Source organism: Anaerovibrio sp. (genome assembly GCF_051866355.1).
Classification (GTDB): Bacteria; Bacillota; Negativicutes; order Selenomonadales; family Selenomonadaceae; genus Anaerovibrio.
The window spans coordinates 33018-55250 of sequence record NZ_JBJDWZ010000124.1 but is presented as its reverse complement, the minus strand read 5'-3'; the positions used below and the strand labels follow the sequence as shown (position 1 = coordinate 55250).

Sequence of the window (22233 nt, the reverse complement as noted above, 5' to 3'; positions counted from 1 at the left end):
TTTTGGTATGGGTGGCAGCAAGACTTGCGGCTAGCAATAGTTCCACCGGTTATATGTGCTGTATTTCGATTTTTGTTTATATACATAAATGGTCCACGTAAGTTTAGTGAGTGGGACAAGGGAAAACTTAAAAAGTGTTTTACTTATGGCTTTTGGTGGGGGATGGATATAAATTCACGATATTATTTGATTGGTCTGCTTGTGGCTACCGTACCCGGAGTGTTTTTTAGTGCATGGTATGATGCAGGCAAGTCTGTAAGACTATTGTGGTTTGAACTGTATTTAGTTATCCTTTATGCAGCATTTATTGGTAAAATGCTATTTTTTTATCATTTTCACGACATCTATAACAGAAATATTTGGTTGGGGAAAAACGCGGATAAGAAGAATTTGCTGGATATTTTTTTCAATCAAAATCATGGCGTGTTAATTTTATTGAGTTTTTTGCCTTATATATTTTTAACTGCATGTCTTGGCCTTTGGATACAGGAGCTTTCCTTGCTGCCATTTGTGACTTTTGAAAATAATCTGTTGCAGTATGTTTTTTATACCTGTGTCTTTTTATTTTCTATAGCGCTGTATTATTGGTTTAATTTTGGAGGTACTTTTCGCCATAGATTGAAGCCTGAGTGGGATGAGGTTCCACCGGAGGTCAAAAATGATGTATTTTTAGGCAAAGCAACGGTTGATGATTTAGTGGCCTTGAAAATACTTTGGCGAAATCCTGTGCCGGAGTTTATGAAAAAGGACGACAAGAGTGTATTGCAGGATATACAGAAAATGCTCCCTGGCTTTACGGGCAGTACAGGGGAAAACCCATTAGACCTTTGCAGGCACAAGGCGGAAGGGGCAAGAATAAAAAAGCCTGGCCATATATTTGTAATTCTGGAAGAAAGCCATTGCCAGCTGTTATATGATAAATCCTATGATATGCTGAATGTGGTGAAATACACAAAAAAGTTGCGTCAGGAAAATACAGCTGTGGTATTAAATAGTTTTCAGCCGGGGGGAATGATATCCCAGACATCTTTGAGCAGTTTTTTATTGGGTATTTATGATTGTGATATAGAGTTAAATGAAAATGTTGATATTTGGAATTGTAATCTGGCGGGCATTCCCACGAATTTCGCCGGGCAATTAAAAAAACTTGGGTACAAGACGCATTTTTGGTATGGTGGTGGCTTGAATTGGGGGAGCTTAGTACATTTCTTGCCTGCGGTTGGTTTTGATGTGTGTGCAGGAGGTCCGGAGTTTTGTCCTGCCGATTCGCCACAGACCTGGCTTGGTGTGTATGATCATATTTTTTTGAATCAGTTGGCAAAAAAAATCAGGGCGGAAGCTTCAGGAATGCCAGAGCTTCATTTTATATACACTACGTCTAATCATGGGCCATATAACATACCGTATGAGGAATATGGCATTCGGGAAGAGGAAGCTGTGCAGCTTCCGTTGGGCAGGCTCAAAACTGGTGACATGGATATGAGGAGGTTTACCGGAATACTATACGCTGACCGGGCTGTAGCAGATTTTGTTCATGATATGCGCGATACCTATCCGGACAGCTTGTTTGTTTTGACAGGTGATCATGCTTCGGCAGTGGCGCCGTTTGATAAAGAGATTCTGCCGCGCAATGACTCATTGTTGAGAGAGCGTATTTTAACATCGTTTTCCATGCACCATCCTGATTTCCATAATGGAATGTTTGGTGATGCGTCTTTGGGAGAACACCTGAATATTTTACCTACGCTGATTGAGCTGATAGCCCCTAAAGGCTTTGAATATTATAGCATTAAGAGCTCCTTGTTTGACACTATAGATCATGTTGTGACACCATATAGCTGGATGAATAGAGACTGCATAGGATATTATAATGACAATATACATCAGCAGTTGGGTGAATCCGCAGAGAATGTTGATATGATTTATGGTGATATGCAATATGAAGGTGAGCGCAATATGCTGATTGGTATGACAAATTGGCTGGTGAAGCACCCGGAGCTTTTTCTAAAAAATACGTAGGGCAGAGGTCACTCAGATGTTATTGTCTGGGTGGCCTCTAATAATTTGCCATAAACAGCTTAGTGATGATTATGTTGCATACCGTTGAATTTTTTAATCTGTTTTTCATAAATGCTATGTATATTTGTGATATAATTGTGTAAATTACTTATGAAGCCGGAGTATATATTATATACTGTATATATTTGCGTAGCGGTTGTTGGCTAATGGATTTATGGATTTATGGTTTTGTACAGGCATGCCGAGGAGATGAGAGGATGACGCGTAAAGGCTGGAAGATAGCAGGCGGGGTACTGGGTGCCCTCTGCCTTGTTTTTGTGTGTATTTTTATGGGGCTGTCCTCCCAGTGGTTTATGTCCCTGGCGGCGGAAAAGGCCGGCAGTATGGCTGCGGCGGCGCTGGATACCCGTATAAGCCTGGGAACCGTGCAGGTAAAATCCTGGCGGGAGCTGCAGGTGGATGGCATAGATGTCTATGACAAGCGGCAGCAGCTTCTGGCGCATGCGGATGAGGCTATTATCAGGCTCAGCCCTTTTGCCATGCTGGAAAAGTCTGCGGCGGAGGGAATCAGCTCTATTGATATCAGCGGTGCCGATGTGACGATTGTGCAGCGCGATGACGGTTCGTGGAACTATGAGGACCTTATCAGTGATGAGCAAAGCGATACAAGGTTTACGGCAAAAATAAACGTGGCGGACTCCACCCTGCGCAGCCGTTATAACAATCAGGATATTGTGCTGGAAAAGGTGAACGGCTATGTGGATATGGCCGCTTATCCGGCTGTCAGCCTGCGGGCGGCCTGCGAGAAACAGGGGGCGTCCATGCAGCTTTCAGCCACTGTTGATACGGACAATGGCGCACGGCAGACCTTCCAGCTGGACCTGCAGGATGCGGAGCTGGCGGACTATGTGCAGTATCTTCCTGCCGGTACGATTCCGGAGGATACGGTAAGGGATATCAGCGGGCGGCTGTCCCGCCTGCTGATTGCGGGGGAGCGCACAGGTACGGAGCTTTACTACAGCGGACAGGCTGAGCTGGCAGATGGCAGCTTTGTTTTGCTGGGTGAAAATAAGGTGGAAAAGGCGCAGGCCCTCATCACCTTTAACGAGAAGGAGGCCCGCGTTTTTGCCAGTGCGGAAACCTGTGGTCAGCAGGCAGCCGCCCATGGCAGGATAATCATGAACAGCGGCAGTCCGTTGCTGGATATGCTTGTCAGCTCGGAGGGCTTTGAGCCGACGGTGATTTTCAAGGACATTCCCTATGAGGGGGCTGTGAAATTTACGGCGCATGTTACGGGCGCCGCGGCCGACCCCCGCGTGGACGCAGATGTGCAGGTGGCCTCCGGGCGGGTGCAGGGCATCGGATTCAGCGGGCTGAAAGCGGATGTTTCCTATGGTGACAGCATGATCGTTGTCAATCATGCTTCGGCCGGTCTGGCGGGCGGCACGCTTTCCGTGACAGGTACCTTTGATGCCAAGACCTACGATTTTACCGGTGCGGCGGGCTTGCAGGGCCTGCAGGCGGGGCAGCTGGCGGTGCTGGCGGATAATGCCGCCGGTGGGAGCATTTCTGACGGCGGGCTGAGTGGCCTGACATCTGCCGGGGGCAGTATTTCGGGTGATGTGTCCTTTGCCGGGAATCTGGAGCAGCTGGACGGCATCAGGGTGTTTGGCAATCTCAAGGGGCGTGCGCTGGAATATCAGGGCCTGACTGTCAGCGAGCTGTCCGCCTCTGTTGGCAAGCAGGGTGACAAGGTGACGATAGATTATCTGAGCTGCCTGCTGCCCGGCAGGGGACGCTTCGGCATCGAGGGCAGTGTGGTTTTGAACCAGAGCGTTGATTTGTCCTTTTATGGCGATAATGTCGACATGTCACTGCTGGATAAATTGGTGCCGGAGGCGCCTATTGCGGGCTTCCTTGACATAAAGGGCACGATGCAGGGGGATATCCAAAATCCTGTGGTGCGGGCCAGATATGCCGCCCGCGACGGCAGTATTTATCATCAGCCTTTTGACCGCCTGCATGGTTCTGCCGGAGGCAGCCTGCGTGGTGTCAAGATAAATGATTTTGTCATGGAAAAGGGCGAAAAAACGAAGTGGTATGCCCAGGGCATGCTGGGCTTTCTGGGTGACAAGGGCATCAATATGCGCGTGGACACGGTCAGCGCCCGCATGGAGGATATCATGCAGGCCGTGGCGCCTGACCAGAAGCTCACAGGCAATGTGGATAACGTCATCACCATTACAGGTACGTTGAAAAATCCAAATATAACGGGCTATGTCCATTTTTATCAGGGCAGCTACAACGGCATTTTTATCAATGGCATGGATGGTGACTATTTTGTCAGGGATGGCATGGTTACTCTGCAGGATTTCCATGTGTTTACGCCGTGGCTGGATGTGGACTTCAACGGCACCATAGATCCTGCGTCCAATATCAATCTGGATGCCAGGGTGCATGAGATTGATCTGAGCCGGTACAATAAATACCTGCCGATGCCGCTGCAGGGCAAGGCCAGGTTCAGCGGCAAGCTGACCGGCACCGTGGCCAATCCGCTGTTTGAGGGGAGGCTGTCGGCGCAGGATCTGGCTGTCAACGGACAGGCGGTAACAGGCGTGGGCGGCATTGTCCAGTACAGCGACGGGTTCGTGTTCTTCAAGGACATGACCTGCCAGCAGAAGGACGGCACCTATACCTTCAACGGCAATGCCAACATCAGCAATCAGCGGATGCGGGGGCGTCTGGTGGTTGACAAGGGCGACATTCACAGCATTGTTTCAGCGGTGGGCTTGCCCGACAACGGCATTAATGGCACAATCAGCGGCAATGCCCTGATTGGCGGTACGCTGACATGCCCGGAGGTCAAGGTCAATGCCGTGGTAACGGACGGTTTTCTGGGGAGCTATGTGCTGGATGATGTGATGGTGGATGCTTCGCTGGACAACAGGAAGATTTTTGTGGATAATTTCAGCGGGCGTGAGGGTGCGTCCGGCAGTTTCAGCCTGCGCGGCACTATAGATCTGGATGGCGATGTCAATGTCCATGCGGCTTTGAAGTCGGTGGACGCCGGTGCCTTTACGGAGGCTGTCGGCATCAGGACAAAGGTGGGTGGCACGCTGAATACGGAGTTTGATGTGACCGGCACCTGCGCTGCGCCATTTGCCAATATCCCGGTGGATATAAGGAATCTGCAGGTGGAAAGCACCACGCTGGACAGCCTTGAGGGACAGCTGGTGCTGGCCGGTGACAGGGTGAACATTCAGAGGCTGACTGCCAGCAAGAGCTACAACAGCAGGACCTATTCCCTGACGGCTTCGGGGCAGGTGCCTTTTGCCGCCCTGCGTGAAACCATGCCGACGGAGAACAATCAGTTTGATGTGACCTTCGCGCTGGAAAATGCGGATTTGAGCCTGCTGCCTACCCTGTCGCACTATATTGACTGGGCTGTCGGGCCGACAGACGGCCGTCTGAGACTGCAGGGAACGGCGGCACGGCCGTACGTTACCGGCAGGATGAATGTTGCCGAGGGCGCCTTCAAGATTCGCGATGTAGCCAAGCCGGTGACGGATTTCAACATGCGGCTGGTGTTCAACGGCAACCTGGCCACCCTTGAGCAGTGCAGGGGCACTATGGGCAGCGGCAGTTTTGCCGCCACGGGCTTTGTGCATCTGGATGGGCACATGCCTGATAACTACAGCTTTGATCTGGCCCTTGACGGGCTGGAGGTGGACAGCCCTGTATTCAGGGGGCCTGTGACGGCCAATGTCAATGTGCGGCAGGAGTTTCTTGACCTGCCGGATGGCAGAGGCAGATTCATCCCGAAGGTATCGGGGCGCATGTTCCTGGAGAATGTGCTTATTTCCCTGCCGAGCGAGCTGCCGGAGTCCTCGGACGATATGCCGCTGGCAGGCATGGACTTCAATCTGGAGCTGGGCAAGAATGTCCGCTTCCTCAGTCCGTCGCTGGGCGATCTGCATCTGGCTGGCGGCGCTTACTTTGGCGGCACGACATGGATGCCTGTCACCTCCGGTTCCATCTATGTGAAGAAGGGCAGTCTCAGCTACCTGAAAACCAATTTCAAGGTGTATGAAGGCTCCATGACCTTCGGGCAGGCCGGTACCCTGATGCCTAAGCTGGTGCTGAGGGCGGGAACCAAAATCAACAGGACCAGCGTCTTTTTGTCACTGGACGGCCTGATTAACAAGATGAAGTTCAGGCTCATGTCCAACCCGAAGATGTCGGAGGCGGATATCATCCAGCTTCTGACCCTGCGCAGTGATTACTACAACACGGACAGGAGCGAGGGCAGTAAATTTGCCTCCATGCTGAATATAGGCCTGCAGATGACGATTTTGTCGGAGGTGGAGGCCGCCATGCGCAACGTGCTGAATCTGGATGTGCTGACTATCGAGAGGGATACCATTGACGGCAGTAAGAACCTCGGCAGCAGTACGGATGGCAGCAGTGCAGAAAAAAATCGTGACAATAATGATTATGAGGTGTACAATATCACATTGGGTAAGAATATTTCTGACAAGGCGCTGATCAAGTATACCCAGAGCATGACCACGAATGACTATAGCTATGGTATTGATTATGAGCTGTCGGACAAGGTGAATCTTACCTACAAGCGGGATCAGGATAATGATTACTATGCCGGTGTTGAGGCCAGGTTTACGTTCTAGGCGGCTTTGAGGAGGTGCTTCGGTGCAGCTGGACAGATATTTATCCGAACTGAATAAGATAAAGCTGCTGGAGTACCAGGAGGAGCAGGACTTGTGGCGGGCCTACAAGGAGGACGGGGACCAGTCGGCCAGAAAGCGGCTGATTGAGTCCTATCAGCCGCTGGTGTTCAAGGCGGCGGCTCCCTTTCGCGGCCTTGACAACCTGATGGATGTACTGCAGGAGGGGACGGTGGGACTGATCGAGGCCGTCGAGGGCTTTGATTATAACCGCGGTGTGGCGTTCAGCCTGTTCGCTTCCTACCGCATCAGGGGGCGCATGTACAGCTTTCTGAAAAAGGAAGGGCGTGCGGATGTGGCCTGCCTTGAGAGCGCAGGTGAGGAACAGATGTCACGGCTGGAACTGCTGGCTGATACCGGTACGGCGGTTGCGGAGCAGGTGGAGCTTCTGGAGGCTTCCAGCCAGCTGCAGTCCGCCATGCGGCGGCTGCCGGAGAGGGAGCAGATGGTGCTTGAGCAGATATACGTCAGGTGCCATGAGGTTTCCGAGGTGGCCGAGCAGATGAATCTCAGCACGTCCTACATATACCGCCTGCAGAAAAGCGGTGTCCGCCGTGCGCGGGGCATGCTGTCCAGATTTATGCACAACTGGAAATAGGGCAATTTTGGCAGTAATCGTGAGAAAAACAGATAAAATCGCCATTTATGGCTGAATTTTGCAGAAAACGGCTGGCAGAAAAAGCAATGCTTAATGTGAGTATATCCGTAAGTGATTTTTTAGGAGAAGCAATATTATGGATAAGCATAAGACAATGCGAAATCATATAGCTGCCGCCAAAGGCTGGCTGAATCAGGCGGAGGATTCCCTTGAGCAGGAAAACGACATCCGCGGCGATCTCAACCTGATGCTGGCCCAGGCCGAGCTGCAGAGGGCGCAGGAAAAAAAGTCCCGCAGGGGCTGGCTGTGCTGGCTGAAGCGGCTTTTGCCGCTGGCGGCGGCCCTGTGCGTGGCTGTGGGGTATGTGGTGTACCTGCGGCCTGCGCCCCAGCCTGCCGCGCCGCCTGTGCCGGTGCCGATGGTGCATCCGGCCGGTGAGGCGGCCGTGAATATGGGGCATGACAGGCCGCCGGAGCCTGCAGAGGATATCCGGCCGGTGCCTGTGCTGCATGAGCCTGTGGCGATGCCGCCTGTAGATGAGAGGCCGGTGATGCCGCCCCGTCAGGAGGACGGGACGGCTGTGCTGACGGAGGGCGGACAGCCGCCGGTTCAGGAGGAACGGCCTGTCAGGGTGCCGGGAACGGAGCTGCAGAAGCTGATGCAGGATGCGGGCAGCATACTGCGCGAATAAGCTGATAAATAGCTTTTTAGCTTTTATATATAAACAAAAGAGAACAATTTAGGAGGTATTATCCTTGAAGAGAAGTGAGTATAAGTATTTGGCCTGTGCAGTGGCCCTGTCCCTGGGTGTGGGCTTTGGCGGCCAGACGGCCTTTGCCGCCGTGGATGGCAGTGAAACACCTGTAGGCTTTGGCGTGGATTTGAATGCCGGCAAGAGCGACATGATCAATATGCCTGCCCTGACAGAGGGCAAGGGCTCTGTCGATCTGCCGGATGAGGATTCCGTGGACAAGGAGGAGGTAAAGGAGGTCACTCCTACCCGCAACGATATCTGGGAGGAGTCCAAGCCTGCCGAGGAGGACGTAATCAAGGCCATTGAGGCAGTCGAGGGCAACACCATCGTGGATGTCAGGTATGAGGGTGTCAGCGAGGATGTCATGGGCACTGTCAAGCTGGCTCAGGTGTCCAAGCCGGGTGATATCTGCTCCGGCGGCCTTTTGTCCGATGATGCTAGCAGCCTGTATGCTACAGGTTATTTTTACGATGTATATCCTACCTTTGAAACGGTGCCGGAGGGTGTAATCGTTACCTATCATCTTTTCGAGACACCGGTGATTTCCAGCATCGAGCTGACCGGCAATACGGATATTGAGCCTACCGGCAAGCTGCTGGGCAGGATGCAGCTCCGGGAGGGTGACAGGCTGAACCGCCTGGCCCTGAAGGAGGATGTCCGCGCCATTCAGAAGCAGTATATCAAGGACGGCTACATTATGGCCAAAATCCGCGATATGGAGGTCGGGGATGACGGCAAGCTGGTCATCAAGATAAATGAGGGCATTCTGGAGGGCTTCAAGATAAAGGGCCTGAAGAAGACCAAGGAGAAGGTTGTACTGCGTGAGCTTCGCCCGAAGGTAGGCAAGCCGCTGAACAAGAACGACGTGGTCCGCAGTTATCAGCGCCTGACCAACCTGGATTTCTTTGAGTCCGTGGACGTCAAGCCGATTGCCGGTGTGGAGCCGAATGCCTGCGTGCTGGAGGTTGATGTGACCGAGAAGAATACCGGCGTATTTGGTATCGGTGCAGGCTACAGCAGTGCTGACGGCTTTGTGGGCATGATCAGCCTGGGTGACCGCAACTTCCGCGGTACCGGTGATGCCGTCAATGTGACTGTAACCAAGAGCAGCACGGATTCCAGCGCCAAGGGCTTTATTTTCTCCTATCGCCGTCCGTGGCTTGACAAGAAGGAAACCGCCGGCAGCTTCAAGATTTACAACCGTACCTTTGAGTACAATGAATATAACGAGGACGGGGATTTTGTCGAGGAGTTCATGCGCAAGAACGTGGGCTTTGATATCGGCTTCTCCCGCCCGCAGAGCGAGTATACCACCAATGCTATCACCTTCCGCAACAAGGATGACAGGTACGAGAAGCATAAGAGCGGTACTGACAGGAGCGTATGGGAGGATTGGAAGAAGGACAATTTTGGCCTGACCCGTTCCCTGCAGTTCCAGCATATTACTGATACGCGTGACAACTACATATATCCTACCGAGGGCTACAAATCCGTGCTGGGCTATGAGTATGCCGGTCTGGGCGGCGACTTCAAGTACCACAAGTTCACCATTGACGGTTCCGTTTTCCGCAGTGTAGGACGCAACCAGGTACTGGTATTCCACGGCAGTTACGGACATTCCACCAGCAACCTGCCGACCGTTTCCAAGTTTATGCTGGGCGGTCAGGATACCATCCGCGGCTATCGTGATGATATGTTCCGCGGCAACAGCATGGTGCTGGGCAACATCGAGTTCCGCTTCCCGCTGTCCAAGAATTTCAAGGCGGCCCTGTTCACCGACTTTGGTTCGGCATGGGACGACGGCTGGAAGCCATCCAAGCTGCATGGCAGCTACGGTGTCGGCGTAATGCTGGATTCCCCGCTGGGACTTATCCGCGTGGATGTCGGTCACGGTACTCAGGGCAACCGCGTTCACTTTAACGTGGGCGGCACGTTCTGATGCAGAAAAAATGGCCGGGGCGGGCCGGCTGCCTGCTCTGTGCGCTGTGGCTGCTGAGCCTGTGCCGGCTGTGGGCCCCTGTCGGGGCGGCGGCACCTGAACAGCCTGTTGTGGAGGCTGTTCAGGTGCAGGTTCAGGCGGGGGACAACCTGCCCGAGCCTGTCAGGCGGCGCATGGAAAAAAGCGTGTCCGCCATCGCCGAGCAGCTGCTGGAGGGCAGGGCTCTTGCGGAGGTCAGCCTCTCCCGCTCCCGGTATGAGGATATCATACTGCAGGTCTTTGACAAGGTGCTGGTGGGCTATACCGTAGAGGCTGTGTCTGTTGAGCCGCGGGAGGATTCCGGCACGGCCGGGGTACAGGTTTTTCTGGTGCCCTGGCGCGACACCATCCGGCAGGTACAGGTGGATGTGGCAGTGGAAGGCATGACGCCGGTGGCGGAAAAGCTGCTCAGGCAGGATACGGCAGGCATGGAGAAGGTTTTTGCCGAAAGCCTGCAGGGACTGCCGGTGGCGGCTGCCGACTGGACCCACGGACTGCTGAAAAAGCAGGTGGCGGCGTTCCTGCAGGACAGGGCGCCTGAGTTCAAGGCTGACTTTGATGTGCAGGTGGCGGGGGACACCAGGGTTAAGGTGGTGCTTTATCCGCTGCTGCCGGTGGTGCGCACCGTGGATTTGAGCATGCGGTCGGACACCGTGCTGAATGCCGGCCTCCTGACGAAGCGCCAGATGATGCAGGCCGCCGTAGACGGGCTTATCGGCCTGCCGGTGCATTTTGTGGAAAGGCATCGGCAGGAGCTTGAGGCGTATTTGTCCGAGGTTATGAATCAGGATGAGGACTGCCGCAGGTGGTCCGTGGCCACGCGGGTGGCCCTGACGCCCGGCGAGCAGCTGAAGGTCATGAGCCGTTCTGATTCCGACATATACAGGGTTCGTCTGGAAGGCTGGGCGGATGTGGGCAACAGCTGGGGCAACCAGCATGATACCAGCCTGAAGGCCAGGCTTCATCTGGGCAGGATGCTGTCGGGAAGGAGCGAGGTGTTTTCCCAGCTTGATTTTTTCCCGCAGTCGGTCAGGTGGGACTGGGATGTAGGCTACAGGTATATCCTGCCTTCCGGAACAGCTCTGGGGCTTCGCTATGACCTGCGTGATGATTATGTCAAGGTGGATTTCGTCCAGCCTGTCAGCAGCAAGTGGCTGCTGCGGTATGAGTACAGGGGCATAGATCACCACAATGAGTACGGCATACGCTACAAGCTGCACGATTTTCTCAGCCTGGAGTATGCGGTGGATGAGCATAACAGCTGGCTGAGATTTATTGGCTATTTTTAGTTACCCTGTTGAAGGAAAAATAAGAGTTTGCTATAATGTAGTTGCCTTTTTAAAAAGGCGGATGCATTTGTAATATTTTACATTGTAGAAAGAGGAGAAAGAAAAATGGTTCAGTTAAAAAAAGCTCAGGTAAAAATTATCAGTGTTCTGATTGCATTGGTATTCGTAGGCAGTGTTGTAGCGCTGGCTTTGACCCAGTCCGGCACGGGCGTTGCATCTGCGGCGGCTTCCTCCAACGTCGGTGTTGTTGATTACCGTCAGTTCACCTCCCTGAAGATTTACACTGATGTGGATGCAGAGATGCAGAAGGCTTTTGAGCAGGCTCGTCAGGATTTCAATGAGAAGTCTGCCAACATGAGCGACGAGGAGAAGCAGCAGTATTATCAGCAGACCATGGAGCGCCTCCAGCAGCAGAATGTTGATCTGATGGAGCCTGTAAACAAGCAGATTGAGGATGCTGTAAAGGCTATAGCCGAGGCCAAGGGCCTGAGCGTGGTTCTCCACAAGGAAACCGTTGTATATGGCGGCACTGATATTACTCAGGACGTTATCAAGAAACTGTCCAAGTAATTTTGCAATTGCATAGCTGACAGCAGTACCGAGCTCCTCTGGCGCTCGGTACTTTCTTGATATTCAGGCATGGGTCTTATGCGGCGGCAGACGGGAGGCGGTTTTATGGCGGCAGGACAGGAAGACAGCCGGCAGGCTGAGAATAATGCAGGCGTGAGGAAAAAAATACTGGCTGGTGCCGCTGTACTGCTGGTTCTGATTTGCGCAGCCTGTCTGTATTTTTTTTGCGGCAGGACGGATAGCCGGCTGACTGTACCGGAAGCGCCGGTCATGGGCGTGCTGGATCTGCAGCAGGCGGCGAAGGCGCATCCTGATTATGACAGGCTGGTGACGCTCCGGCAGGAGATTGGCCGCCTGGAGGCGGAGCTGGCCGTCGGGGAGATGAAGGCGGCACTGCCGGAAATCAAGCCGGAGGAAGAACTGCTGGCGGAGGCTGCCGGGCAGAAGCACAGGCTGGACGCCATTGAGCGGCATTCGCAGCTGGTGGAAAGGCTGAATGCCCTGGCGGAGCAGAAAAGGCAGGAGCTGAAGCCGCAGATGGAAGCGGAGCGCAGCGAGGTGAGCCGCCCCTATCTGAATGAGGTGCTGAATCTGCGCCTCAAGCTGGACAGCGCCGATGTGCTGGGAATTACGCAGGCGCAGGCTCAGCAGATGCTTGAGCGCATTGACAGCCTGCAGAGAGAGCGCAGTGCGGCACTGGACAAGCTGAATGCGGAGCAGGAGGAGCGCTTCCGGAAGCTCATGGAGCAGGAGGCGGCCGGCCCTCTGGCAGAGCTGAGGCAGCTGGAGGCAGAGGACAGGCAGAGGGCACAGCAGCAGGAGTTTGAAAAGGGGCTGGCTGTGCAGGAGCGCAATGCCCGGGAAATGGAGCAGGCCCTGTCCCCGGTGCAGGAAAAAATCAGCAACGCCCGGAGGAGGACCCTGCTGGAAGCGAAGCAGCTTCAGCTCAGTCAGCTGCAGGAAAAAATCTACAATGATATTGCGGGGCGGGCGGCCAAGCTGGCCATCATGCACGGCCTGACGGTCATTCTGTCCAGTCCGGCTGACAGCCTGCGCGGTATTGATTATGAAAGGATGCAGATGGGCGTATGGCAGCCGGATTTGCTGCCGGTACTGAATGTGAATACGCTGGATTTGACGGAAGAAATACTTCAGGAAATGAAAACACTGCAGTGATTTTGAAAAGAGGCTTTTAAATATGACGAATAAGAAAAGGATTGCGGCCGTGGTCATGTCGGTGCTGTGTGCGGCGGCTTTTACTGCCGGCTGCGGCAAGGTGAACGTAGGCTATGTTGACCAGAACCGTGTCCAGAATGAAGCGCCGCAGATTAAGGAATCCATTCAGGATATGCAGAACAAGATGGCGGAGGTTCAGAAGGAAGCGGAGCAGAAATTCCAGGAGGCCGGTGCAGGCGGCGCTTCCGATGAGGAAATGCAGAAGCTCCAGCAGCAGATGCAGATGAAGGCGGCCGGGGTACAGCAGCAGTATGCGACCCAGATAAAGGCCAAGGTGGACGCGGCTATGGATGACATAGTGAAGGAGAAGAAGCTGGATACCGTGGTGAACAGCAATGGCAAGGATGGCGTGGTTGTCAGTGGCGGCGTTGATATTACGGATGATGTTATCCAGAAGCTACAGTGAGCTGATGATGCTTAGAGGGGATTTTTTATGATTATGACATTACAGGAGATTGCGGCCAGGGTAAATGGGCGGCTGCAGGGGGCTGCTGAAATCGAAATCAGCGGTGTGAACAATATTACCGGCGCCGGTGCCGGTGATATTACCTTCGCGGATGAAAATCACGTAGCGGAGGCGGCTGCCTGTCAGGCAGGAGCGGTGCTGCTGCCTGCCTCCATAGCGGCGGCGCAGGCGGATTTTCCCCTGCCTGCTGTTTTTGTAGAGGATACCAGGGCGGCCTTTGCGATTCTGCTGACAGCCTTTACACCGCCGATTGTGCATGAAAAGGGCGTCAGCCCGGAGGCCCATATCGGCAGGGAGGTAAAGCTGGGGGAGAACGTTACCATCATGCCGATGGCCTTTGTGGATGATTATGCCGTCATAGGTGACGGGGTAACGCTGTACCCGCACACCTATATAGGCCAGTATGCCGAGATTGGCAGTGATTCCGTGATTTATTCCGGCGCGACAATCCGCGAGCATTGCAAGGTAGGCCGGCGGGTGATAGTGCACAGCTCCGCCGTTATCGGTGCGGACGGGTTCGGCTTCACCACCAAGGATGGCGTCCATACCAAGGTGCCGCAGGTGGGCAACGTGGTTCTGGAGGATGATGTGGAGATTGGCGCCCATACCGGTATAGACAGGGCCACCATCGGTTCAACCGTCATCGGCAAGGGAACCAAGATTGACAATCTGGTGCATGTCGGCCACAATTGCAGGATCGGGGCAGGCAATCTGATTGTCGCCCAGACCGGCATTTCCGGTTCCACCACCTCCGGCCCGAATGTCACCTTTGGGGGACAGACCGGCACGGTGGGGCATATCAGCATCGGCGGCAATTCCGTTTTTGCGGCCCGCAGCGGCATTATCGGCAACACCCCGGAGGGCGTGTTCTATGCAGGCTTCCCGGCGCGTCCGCATCAGGAGTGGCTCCGCATGCAGGCGCATCTGCAGAAGATTACGGACATGGCAAAGAAGGTAAAGGCGCTGGAAAAGAAGCTGGCGGCATTAGAAAAATAAGTTTTTATTGTATATAATGTGCGATGGTATGACAGTACCAACGAAAACACGCTCGCGCTCCACATTGTGCCTAGCGGTGCTAAATTCTTGCTGCGCCTGCGGCTTGCAAATCATTAAGCACCGAGGCGCAATAAGGGTTTTCTTTTGGTACATGTCATACCATTTTCTTCGTGCCGATATATAATTATTTCTGACGAGGTCTGATGGTACATGCTGCACCCCTTACTTTTTGGTCTGAACAGTAGATATTTAGTGGTGAGATTATTTTTGTGTTGTCACCTGCTTCAATGTGAAAGTACTCCCGGGGGAGTATTTTTTTTTGCCCGAAAATAGTGTAAAATGGTGGTAGTGATTTTGCGAGTGCTGGGGGTTGATGAGATGTACTGGTTTTTGAAGGCGCTGAGCTGGCTGGCCTGCCGTTTTTCCATGGCTGCATGCATTGGTGCCGGCAATTTTTTGGGCAGGCTGACCTGGTACGGGGTTCCGGGAAAAAGGAAGAAAATGGGCATTGAAAACGTGATGCGCTGTCTGGGAACGGATGAAAAGGAAGCGGAGCGTATCGTGCGGGCTTCCTGGGTGCAGTTCGGCCCCATGGTCATGGAGGTCCTGCGCTATCCGGAGCTGGTGAAGGAGGGGCGCATGCAGCAGCACGTCTCCATCGAGGGACTGGAATATCTGCAGGCGGCCATAGAGGCCGGGCAGGGCGGCATCATTGCCACCAACCACAGCGACAGCTGGGAGATTATGGGGGCGGCCCTTGCCCAGTACGGCGTGCCGCTGGTAGGCGTGGCCAAGAAGCAGAAAAATCATCAGGCGGACAGGTTTATCATCGAGTACCGTGAGCTGTCCGGCATGCACATAACATACAGCTCCGATGTCCGCGAGATGTTCAAGATGATTAAGGAAGGCTGGCTGATCGGCCTCATCATGGATCAGGATCCAAGCCTGAAGGACGGCATCATCCTCGACTTTTTCGGGCGCAAGACCAATTGCGTCACCGGCCCGGCCACGCTGGCCAGGTTCCAGAATGCGCCGATTTTTCCGGGGCAGATACGGCATCGTCCCGACGGCGGGCATCACATCACTATTTTTCCGCCGATTTATGTGGAAAAGACCAGGAACAAGCAGGAGGACATCAGGCGTACCATGCAGGAGCTGGTGAATATCCTTGAACAGCAGATAAGAAGGTATCCGGAGGACTGGTTCTGGCTCCATGACCGCTGGAAATCTGTGCGTTCCCTGGGTCTGGACTAAAATCAAGTGACATATTCACGGTAATGTGATAATATTAATATGATAAGCACAAATATAAGGGAGGGATGAATTTGGCATTACAGACGACTATAGCCTCCGCTGTCAGCTATACGGGCGTTGGACTGCATTCCGGCAGGGAGGTTGCCATGGAGCTGCGGCCTGCGGAGGCCGGTACGGGCATCGTATTCGTGCGGGCTGATCTGCCGGGGCGGCCGCAGGTAGAGGCCAGGGCTGAGAATGTGACCTCGACGATGCGGGCGACCACCATAGAGGACAACGGCATCAGGATGTTTACCATTGAGCATTTGATGTCTGCCCTGCATGGGGCCTGCGTGGATAACGTGCAGGTGATTATCAATGCGGAGGAACCGCCGGTGGCCGATGGCAGCAGCGGGGAGTTTTTCCGGCTCATTCAGGAGGCCGGTATCCGGGAGCTTGACGCAGAGCGCCATGAGATAGTGGTGGACAGGCTCTACAGGGTGGACGACGGGGACAAGTTTGTTCTGGCGCTGCCCTACGATGGCTTCCGGGTGAGCTTTACCTCCATCAATCCCCATCCGCTGATTGGCATCCAGTATGGGGATTATGAGATTACGCCGGAGGTCTATGGCAGCGAGGTGGCCGCCGCCAGAACCATTGCCTATGAGGCAGAGGTTGAGGCCCTGCATAAAATGGGGCTGGGGCTGGGCGGTACGCTGGAAAACGTCATTGTCTACAACGATGAGGGCTGGATGAATCCTCTCATTTATCCGGATGAGCTGGTGCGCCACAAGATACTGGACCTGGTGGGGGATCTGCGGCTGGCAGGCATAGTGAAGGGACACTTTGTTGCCGTCAAGTCCGGCCATGCCTTGAATACGATGATGTCCAAGCTGCTCAGGCAGGAGCTTGGAAGCAATATATGTGGAAAATAAGTGATATTAAGATGGAAGAAGGTTTTTAAATATGGTATTGGAAATTGATGAGATAAAGAAGATTCTGCCGCATCGCGCACCTTTTTTGCTGGTTGACCGCATCATTGAGATTGATCCGTTCAAATCCGCGGTGGGCATCAAGAACGTAACCTATAATGAGCCGCAGTTCCATGGGCATTTTCCGCATAAGGCCATCATGCCGGGCGTACTGATTCTGGAGGCCATGGCCCAGGTAGGCGGCATTGCCATGCTCTATCCGGAGGAGAACCGCGGCAAGATTGCCCTTTTCGGCGGCATGGACAACATCAAGTTCAAGAAAATGGTAGTGCCGGGGGATCAGATGATCATGAAGGCAAACCTTCTGAAGGTGCATGGCGACTATGGCAAGCTTCATGCGGAGTCCTATGTGGATGATGTGCTGGCCGCCCAGGCCGACTTTACCTTCGCCCTGCAAAGACCGGAGGATTGAGCTGAAAAAGCAAGCTATTGCGAGAAAAATTTAGTATTCCTGTAAAAACAGCTGAATATAAAGGAATATAACAGTCAGCTTTTGCGAGGTGGCTGGTGACTGTATGTAGGATATTAGGTGTACTGACGATAGGCTGATTCGGGGGTACTAAAGGAGTTGGGATAAATGGCGGATAACTTTGATGTTACTGCAAGGATACATAATTTTGCTGTGGTTCATCCAAGTGCCAAAATTGGCAAAAATGTAGAGATAGGGCCTTTTTCCGTGATTGGTGAAAACGTGGAAATCGGCGAGGGGACCATCATAGGCCCGAGCGTGGTCATCACGGGCTGGACGAGGATTGGCAGGGACTGCCATATTTTTCAGGGTGCGTCCATTGGCGAGGAGCCGCAGGATTTGAAATTTGCCGGGGAAAAGAGCTACACGGTTATTGGCGACAGAACCAAGGTGCACGAGTTCTGCACCATTCATCGGGCTACCGGTGAGGGCGAATATACACGCATCGGTGATGACTGCCTTTTGATGGCTTATGTGCATGTAGCGCACAACTGTGTGCTGGGCAACAACGTTATCATGGCCAATGCGGCCATGGTGGCAGGGCATGTGGTAGTTGAGGACAGGGCGATTATCGGCGGCAAGGCCGGTGTGCACCAGTTTGTCCGGGTGGGCAAGCAGTCCATGATCAGCGGCATGTCCAGAAATATTCATGATGTGGTGCCGTACACCATCGTTGACGGCTTTCCGGCCCGTGCCTGCGGCCTGAACAGCGTGGGCATCGCCAGGGCGGGCATTGCGCCGGCCAACCGCCGCAGCATCAAGCAGGCCTACCGCCTGCTGTACCGCTCGGGACTGCGCCTCAGTGAAGCTATTGAGGCCATCGAGCAGGAAGTTGATTCCTGCCCGGAGGTTGAGCACATGCTGCAGTTCCTCAGAAATGCAGATCGCGGCATCTGCCGCCCGACCGGCCATAGCGGCGACAAGAAGAAGGGCGACGGGGAGCCGGAGGAATAGAGGTTTGGTCCGTGCCGGAAGGTGCTGGCACGGCAGTGAGGCGGCGTGCCATGTCCCCGGAGAAAGCCCTTGCTATCCCGCGGGTGCGGGCGTGTTTTTTGGGGGGACAGCCATGCTGCCGGGGTTGATTTGTGCAAGCTCATTCATTGGAGGATGGTTGCTTTTATGAAAAAAATTGGATTGCTGGCAGGTGTAGGCAGGCTGCCTGTGGAATGCGCCAGGGCGGCAAAGGCCATGGGCTACGAGGTGTATGCAGTGGGGCTTATTCCGGGGGTGGAGCCGGACCTGAAGGACTGCGTGGCTGACTATACGGACATCAGCGTGGCTCATCTGCAGGCGATTATAGATTATTTGAAATCCAAGGGCGTAACCCAGGTCACCATGCTGGGCAAGGTCACCAAGGAGCTTCTGTACAGCGGCCAGCATGCGGCTCCCGATATGCGCATGCTGGGGCTGATTTTTACCCTGCCTGACCGCAAGGACGATACCCTGATGCTGGCTTTTGTCAAGGAGCTGGCCAAGGACGGGCTGGAGGCCTTTGACCAGACGGCCCTCATCCGTTCCCTGATGCCGAAGCCGGGCGTGCTGACGAAGCGCCAGCCTACGGAGCAGGAGCTTCAGGATATGGAGTTCGGCATGAGGATGGCGCGGGAGCTGGGCCGGCTTGATGTGGGGCAGACCGTGGTGGTCAAGCAGCAGGCTGTTATGGCGCTGGAGGCCATCGAGGGCACTGACGCCTGCATCCGCCGTGGCGGCGAGCTTGCCCGTGGCGGCGCCGTTGTGGCCAAGACTGCCAAGCCGAATCAGGATCTGCGGTTTGATGTGCCGGCTGTCGGCGTGAAAACCATGGAGATTATGATAGAAGTGGGGGCTTCGGCATTGGTGATTGAAGCAGGCAGGACGCTGCTGGTAGAACAGGATAAGGTAGTAGCTTTGGCTGAGGCTCACGATATTGCTGTTGTAGCAATGGAATAAGAGACTTTGGACGCGGCGGATACGGCTTTGTATTCTCGCGTCTTTTGTGTGTTTTTTCGAGGGATTTTATGAAGATAATGCTGTCGGCCGGGGAAGCCTCCGGTGATTTGCACGGGGAAAGCCTTGCCCGTGCCATGAAAAAGCTGCAGCCGGACGTTGAGCTGGTGGGCTTTGGCGGCCCGAAAATGGCCGGGGCGGGGGTTCGCCTATGTGCAGATATGCGGGAATATAGTATAATGGGTGTGTGGGAGGTCATCAGGAATCTCAGGCGGATTTTGGGCCTCCTGAAAAGGCTGCAGGCCTTCATGGCCGAGGAAAGGCCTGACCTTCTGGTGCTGATTGATTATCCGGATTTCAACTGGCGGCTTGCGGCAAAGGCAAAGGCCCTGGGAATTCCGGTCTTTTCCTATATCCCGCCTTCGGCCTGGGCGTGGCGCAAGGGCAGGGCGAAGAAATGCGCGGCTCTTGCTGACGAGCTGGCGGCTATTTTTCCTTTTGAACTGCCTGTGTATCAGGCGGCAGGGGCAAATATCACCTTTCAGGGAAATCCCCTGGTTGATACGGTAAAATCATCTATGAGCGTCAGTGAGGCGCGCAACTATTTTCAGGTGTCCTCCAAGGGGGAGCCGGTACTTTTGCTGCCGGGCAGCAGAAAGCAGGAGATTGAGCTGCTGTTTCCGGCCATGCTGGAGGCTGCCGCGCTTTTGCAGGCGGAGCGGCCTTCATTGGAGTTTTTCGTGCCGGTGGCAGCCGGAATCAATCAGTCCGTGCTGGAAAAAATGGCTTCCGGCAAGGGCGTGAATCTGTGCTTCACCCACGACAAAACCTATGATTTGATGAATATCTGCAGCTTTGCCATCGCCACCTCCGGCACGGTGGTGCTGGAAGCGGCCATCATGGGGCTGCCCTGCGTGGCACTTTATCGCATGGCGCCTTTGAACTACGCCATCGGCAGGCTGCTGGTGAAGATAGAGCATTTTACCCTGCCCAACATTCTGGCAGGCAGGGCTGTCCAGCAGGAGCTGCTGCAGGAGCAGGTGACGGGGCCGCAGGTTTTTCAGGCGGCGCGGCGGTTTTATGCAGAGCCGGGCTACAGGGAACAGGTTGTGTCCGGGCTGAAGGAAGCTGTTGGCAGGCTGGGGGAGCCGGGGGCTGCTGAGCGTGTGGCGGGCAGGATTCTGGCGGCTGCGGAGAAATACGGCAGGACGGGGGATATTTGATGAAGAATTATTTGCGCCTATTGGCTTATATAAAACCGTACAAGAAGCGGCTGGCGGCGGCAGTGGTGTGCATCATCATGGCGGCCGGTGCCAATCTTTACCTGCCGTGGATTATCAAGGACATGATTGACGATGTGCTGATGTCCAAGGATATGCTGATGCTGAACCTGATTGCGGTAGGCATACTGGTGGTCATGTTTACCCGCGGCGTATTTTACTACGGGCAGAGCTATCTGGTGTCCTATGTGGGCCAGCGGGTCATCATTGACGTGCGCAGCGTGCTGTTCAGGAAGTTCCAGAAAATGCCCCTGTCCTACTATGACAGGCAGCAGACCGGCACGGTCATGAGCTACATTACCAATGATGTGGCGGCCATGCAGAGCGCCATTGTGGACAATCTCATAGAGCTGGTGACGGAAAGCTCCATCCTGATTGGTTCACTGGCCATGATGATTTACCTTGATTGGAAGCTGAGCCTCCTGACGCTGATGACCATTCCGCTGGTAGGCTTTGCCATGAAGATTTTCGGGCGCAAGCTGAAGCGTTCCAGCACGGTTATTCAGGAGCGGGCGGCAGAGATTACCTCCCTCTTGCAGGAAAGCATCTCCGCCATCCGGGTGGTGAAGTCCTTTGTGCGTGAAACCTATGAAATCAGGCGTTTTGAGGAGCAGAACTGGAAGAATTTCCAGGCGGCCATGAAGAACGTGAAGCTCAGCAGCCTGCTGACGCCGACGGTGGAATTTCTGGCGGCTATTGCCGTTACCTTTATTGTCTGGTTCGGCGGCTATGAGGTTGTCAACGAGGTGATTACCGCCGGTGAGCTGGTGGCGTTTCTGACCTATGCCGTGAACCTTGCCAATCCTGTCAAGCGCCTTTCCCGCGTCTATGCGGCCATTCAGAAGGCCATGGCGGCGGCTGACCGCGTGTTTGCCGTAATGGATCTGGATGAGAAGATTATTGATGTGCCGGGGGCAAAGCCTCTGCCGCCTATCAAGGGCGAGGTGGAGTTCAAGGATATCACCTTCTCCTACAAGGAGGGACAGCCTGCCCTGCAGCATATCTCCCTCAAGGCGGAGCCGGGACAGATGATTGCCCTGGTAGGCCCGAGCGGCAGTGGCAAGTCCACTATCGCCAACCTGATTCCGCGCTTTTACGATGTGGACAGCGGCACTATTTCCATCGACGGCCATGACATCCGTCAGGTGACGGCGGATTCCCTGCGGGAGCAGATCGGCCTGGTGCCACAGGAAACCATGCTGTTCAGCACTACCGTCATGGAGAATATCCGTTACGGGCGTCTGGAGGCTACGGATGAAGAGGTGGTGGCCGCGGCAAAGGCGGCCAATGCGGAGGAGTTTATCAAGGATTTGCCGGAGGGCTACGACACCAGGCTGGGTGAGCGGGGGCTGAACCTGTCCGGCGGCCAGCGCCAGCGCCTTGCTATTGCCAGGGCGATTTTGAAGAATCCGCGGGTGCTGATTCTGGACGAGGCCACCTCGGCGCTGGATACCGAGAGCGAAAAGATTGTGCAGGATGCACTGGATAAGCTGATGGTGGGCAGGACGTCCTTCGTAATCGCCCATCGTCTTTCCACGATTTTTAATGCCGACCAGATTTTTGTGGTGGAAAACGGCCATCTGCGTGAGCATGGTACTCACGAGGAACTGCTGGCGGCAGGCGGGCTGTACAGCAATCTGTACAACATTCAGTTCCGCCAGAATGAAGCTATGTAAGGAGAAGCG

At 54.3% G+C, this 22233-nt stretch carries 17 protein-coding genes; all 17 read left to right on the top strand.

Translation table 11 applies throughout. The features are described from left to right. Positions 1-2019 (top strand): LTA synthase family protein (locus ACI3UA_RS06840; protein WP_439724069.1); only part of this gene is annotated, 2019 nt, incomplete at its 5' end. Between the two features lie 257 nt (positions 2020-2276). Further along, on the top strand, positions 2277-6704 hold the full coding sequence (locus tag ACI3UA_RS06835) for a translocation/assembly module TamB domain-containing protein (RefSeq protein ID WP_439724068.1): 4428 nt from the start codon (positions 2277-2279) through the stop codon (positions 6702-6704). Positions 6705-6726: 22 nt separating this feature from the next. Then, a complete protein-coding gene (locus tag ACI3UA_RS06830) occupies positions 6727-7359 on the top strand; it encodes a sigma-70 family RNA polymerase sigma factor (RefSeq protein WP_439724067.1) in 633 nt (210 codons plus the stop codon). A gap of 136 nt (positions 7360-7495) precedes the next feature. Continuing rightward, positions 7496-8050, top strand: coding sequence for a hypothetical protein (locus ACI3UA_RS06825; protein WP_439724066.1), 555 nt, complete (start codon positions 7496-7498; stop codon positions 8048-8050). A 64-nt stretch (positions 8051-8114) separates the two neighbouring features. After that, positions 8115-10052: a BamA/OMP85 family outer membrane protein gene (locus ACI3UA_RS06820; protein ID WP_439724065.1), complete on the top strand. Its 1938-nt coding sequence runs from the start codon at positions 8115-8117 to the stop codon at positions 10050-10052. Next, positions 10052-11380, top strand: a complete 1329-nt coding sequence (locus ACI3UA_RS06815) for an acylphosphatase (protein WP_439724064.1) — start codon at positions 10052-10054, stop codon at positions 11378-11380. Before ACI3UA_RS06820 ends, ACI3UA_RS06815 begins: the two co-directional genes overlap by 1 nt. Before the next feature lie 105 nt (positions 11381-11485). Further along, the gene (locus ACI3UA_RS06810; RefSeq protein ID WP_439724063.1) at positions 11486-11950 is read left to right on the top strand and encodes an OmpH family outer membrane protein; all 465 of its coding nucleotides are present in this window, start codon (positions 11486-11488) and stop codon (positions 11948-11950) included. 105 nt (positions 11951-12055) lie between these two features. Continuing rightward, complete coding sequence (locus tag ACI3UA_RS06805) at positions 12056-13126, top strand: hypothetical protein (protein ID WP_439724062.1); 1071 nt, start codon at positions 12056-12058, stop codon at positions 13124-13126. A 22-nt stretch (positions 13127-13148) separates the two neighbouring features. Continuing rightward, positions 13149-13592 carry an OmpH family outer membrane protein gene (locus tag ACI3UA_RS06800; RefSeq protein ID WP_439724061.1) on the top strand — a complete coding sequence of 148 codons (444 nt, stop codon included), beginning with the start codon at positions 13149-13151 and terminating at the stop codon, positions 13590-13592. A 27-nt stretch (positions 13593-13619) separates the two neighbouring features. Further along, positions 13620-14648: a UDP-3-O-(3-hydroxymyristoyl)glucosamine N-acyltransferase gene (lpxD, locus tag ACI3UA_RS06795; protein ID WP_439724060.1), complete on the top strand. Its 1029-nt coding sequence runs from the start codon at positions 13620-13622 to the stop codon at positions 14646-14648. Positions 14649-14987: 339 nt separating this feature from the next. Then, on the top strand, positions 14988-15902 hold the full coding sequence (locus tag ACI3UA_RS06790; protein ID WP_439724059.1) for a lysophospholipid acyltransferase family protein: 915 nt from the start codon (positions 14988-14990) through the stop codon (positions 15900-15902). A gap of 65 nt (positions 15903-15967) precedes the next feature. Then, complete coding sequence (gene lpxC / locus ACI3UA_RS06785) at positions 15968-16816, top strand: UDP-3-O-acyl-N-acetylglucosamine deacetylase (protein WP_439724058.1); 849 nt, start codon at positions 15968-15970, stop codon at positions 16814-16816. A gap of 31 nt (positions 16817-16847) precedes the next feature. Continuing rightward, complete coding sequence (gene fabZ, locus ACI3UA_RS06780; RefSeq protein WP_154406187.1) at positions 16848-17285, top strand: 3-hydroxyacyl-ACP dehydratase FabZ; 438 nt, start codon at positions 16848-16850, stop codon at positions 17283-17285. Between the two features lie 165 nt (positions 17286-17450). After that, entirely contained in the window at positions 17451-18296 is an 846-nt protein-coding gene (lpxA, locus tag ACI3UA_RS06775) for an acyl-ACP--UDP-N-acetylglucosamine O-acyltransferase (protein ID WP_439724057.1), read from the top strand. A 165-nt stretch (positions 18297-18461) separates the two neighbouring features. Continuing rightward, complete coding sequence (locus ACI3UA_RS06770; RefSeq protein WP_439724056.1) at positions 18462-19271, top strand: LpxI family protein; 810 nt, start codon at positions 18462-18464, stop codon at positions 19269-19271. Positions 19272-19339: 68 nt separating this feature from the next. Then, a complete protein-coding gene (lpxB, locus tag ACI3UA_RS06765) occupies positions 19340-20491 on the top strand; it encodes a lipid-A-disaccharide synthase (RefSeq protein WP_439724055.1) in 1152 nt (383 codons plus the stop codon). After that, positions 20491-22224 (top strand): lipid A export permease/ATP-binding protein MsbA, encoded by a 1734-nt coding sequence (msbA, locus tag ACI3UA_RS06760; RefSeq protein WP_439724054.1) that lies wholly within the window; start codon positions 20491-20493, stop codon positions 22222-22224. Before lpxB ends, msbA begins: the two co-directional genes overlap by 1 nt. The last annotated feature ends 9 nt before the right edge of the window (positions 22225-22233 follow it).

What these genes read in the sequence shown, in the direction of transcription:
- ACI3UA_RS06835 (WP_439724068.1), top strand. Translation starts at nt 2,277, where the DNA reads ATGACGCGTAAAGGCTGGAAGATAGCAGGCGGGGTACTGGGTGCCCTC.
- ACI3UA_RS06825 (WP_439724066.1), top strand. Translation starts at nt 7,496, where the DNA reads ATGGATAAGCATAAGACAATGCGAAATCATATAGCTGCCGCCAAAGGC.
- ACI3UA_RS06815 (WP_439724064.1), top strand. Translation starts at nt 10,052, where the DNA reads ATGCAGAAAAAATGGCCGGGGCGGGCCGGCTGCCTGCTCTGTGCGCTG.
- ACI3UA_RS06810 (WP_439724063.1), top strand. Translation starts at nt 11,486, where the DNA reads ATGGTTCAGTTAAAAAAAGCTCAGGTAAAAATTATCAGTGTTCTGATT.
- ACI3UA_RS06805 (WP_439724062.1), top strand. Translation starts at nt 12,056, where the DNA reads ATGGCGGCAGGACAGGAAGACAGCCGGCAGGCTGAGAATAATGCAGGC.
- ACI3UA_RS06800 (WP_439724061.1), top strand. Translation starts at nt 13,149, where the DNA reads ATGACGAATAAGAAAAGGATTGCGGCCGTGGTCATGTCGGTGCTGTGT.
- lpxD (WP_439724060.1), top strand. Translation starts at nt 13,620, where the DNA reads ATGATTATGACATTACAGGAGATTGCGGCCAGGGTAAATGGGCGGCTG.
- ACI3UA_RS06790 (WP_439724059.1), top strand. Translation starts at nt 14,988, where the DNA reads ATGGTGGTAGTGATTTTGCGAGTGCTGGGGGTTGATGAGATGTACTGG.
- lpxC (WP_439724058.1), top strand. Translation starts at nt 15,968, where the DNA reads ATGAATTTGGCATTACAGACGACTATAGCCTCCGCTGTCAGCTATACG.
- fabZ (WP_154406187.1), top strand. Translation starts at nt 16,848, where the DNA reads ATGGTATTGGAAATTGATGAGATAAAGAAGATTCTGCCGCATCGCGCA.
- lpxA (WP_439724057.1), top strand. Translation starts at nt 17,451, where the DNA reads ATGGCGGATAACTTTGATGTTACTGCAAGGATACATAATTTTGCTGTG.
- ACI3UA_RS06770 (WP_439724056.1), top strand. Translation starts at nt 18,462, where the DNA reads ATGAAAAAAATTGGATTGCTGGCAGGTGTAGGCAGGCTGCCTGTGGAA.
- lpxB (WP_439724055.1), top strand. Translation starts at nt 19,340, where the DNA reads ATGAAGATAATGCTGTCGGCCGGGGAAGCCTCCGGTGATTTGCACGGG.
- msbA (WP_439724054.1), top strand. Translation starts at nt 20,491, where the DNA reads ATGAAGAATTATTTGCGCCTATTGGCTTATATAAAACCGTACAAGAAG.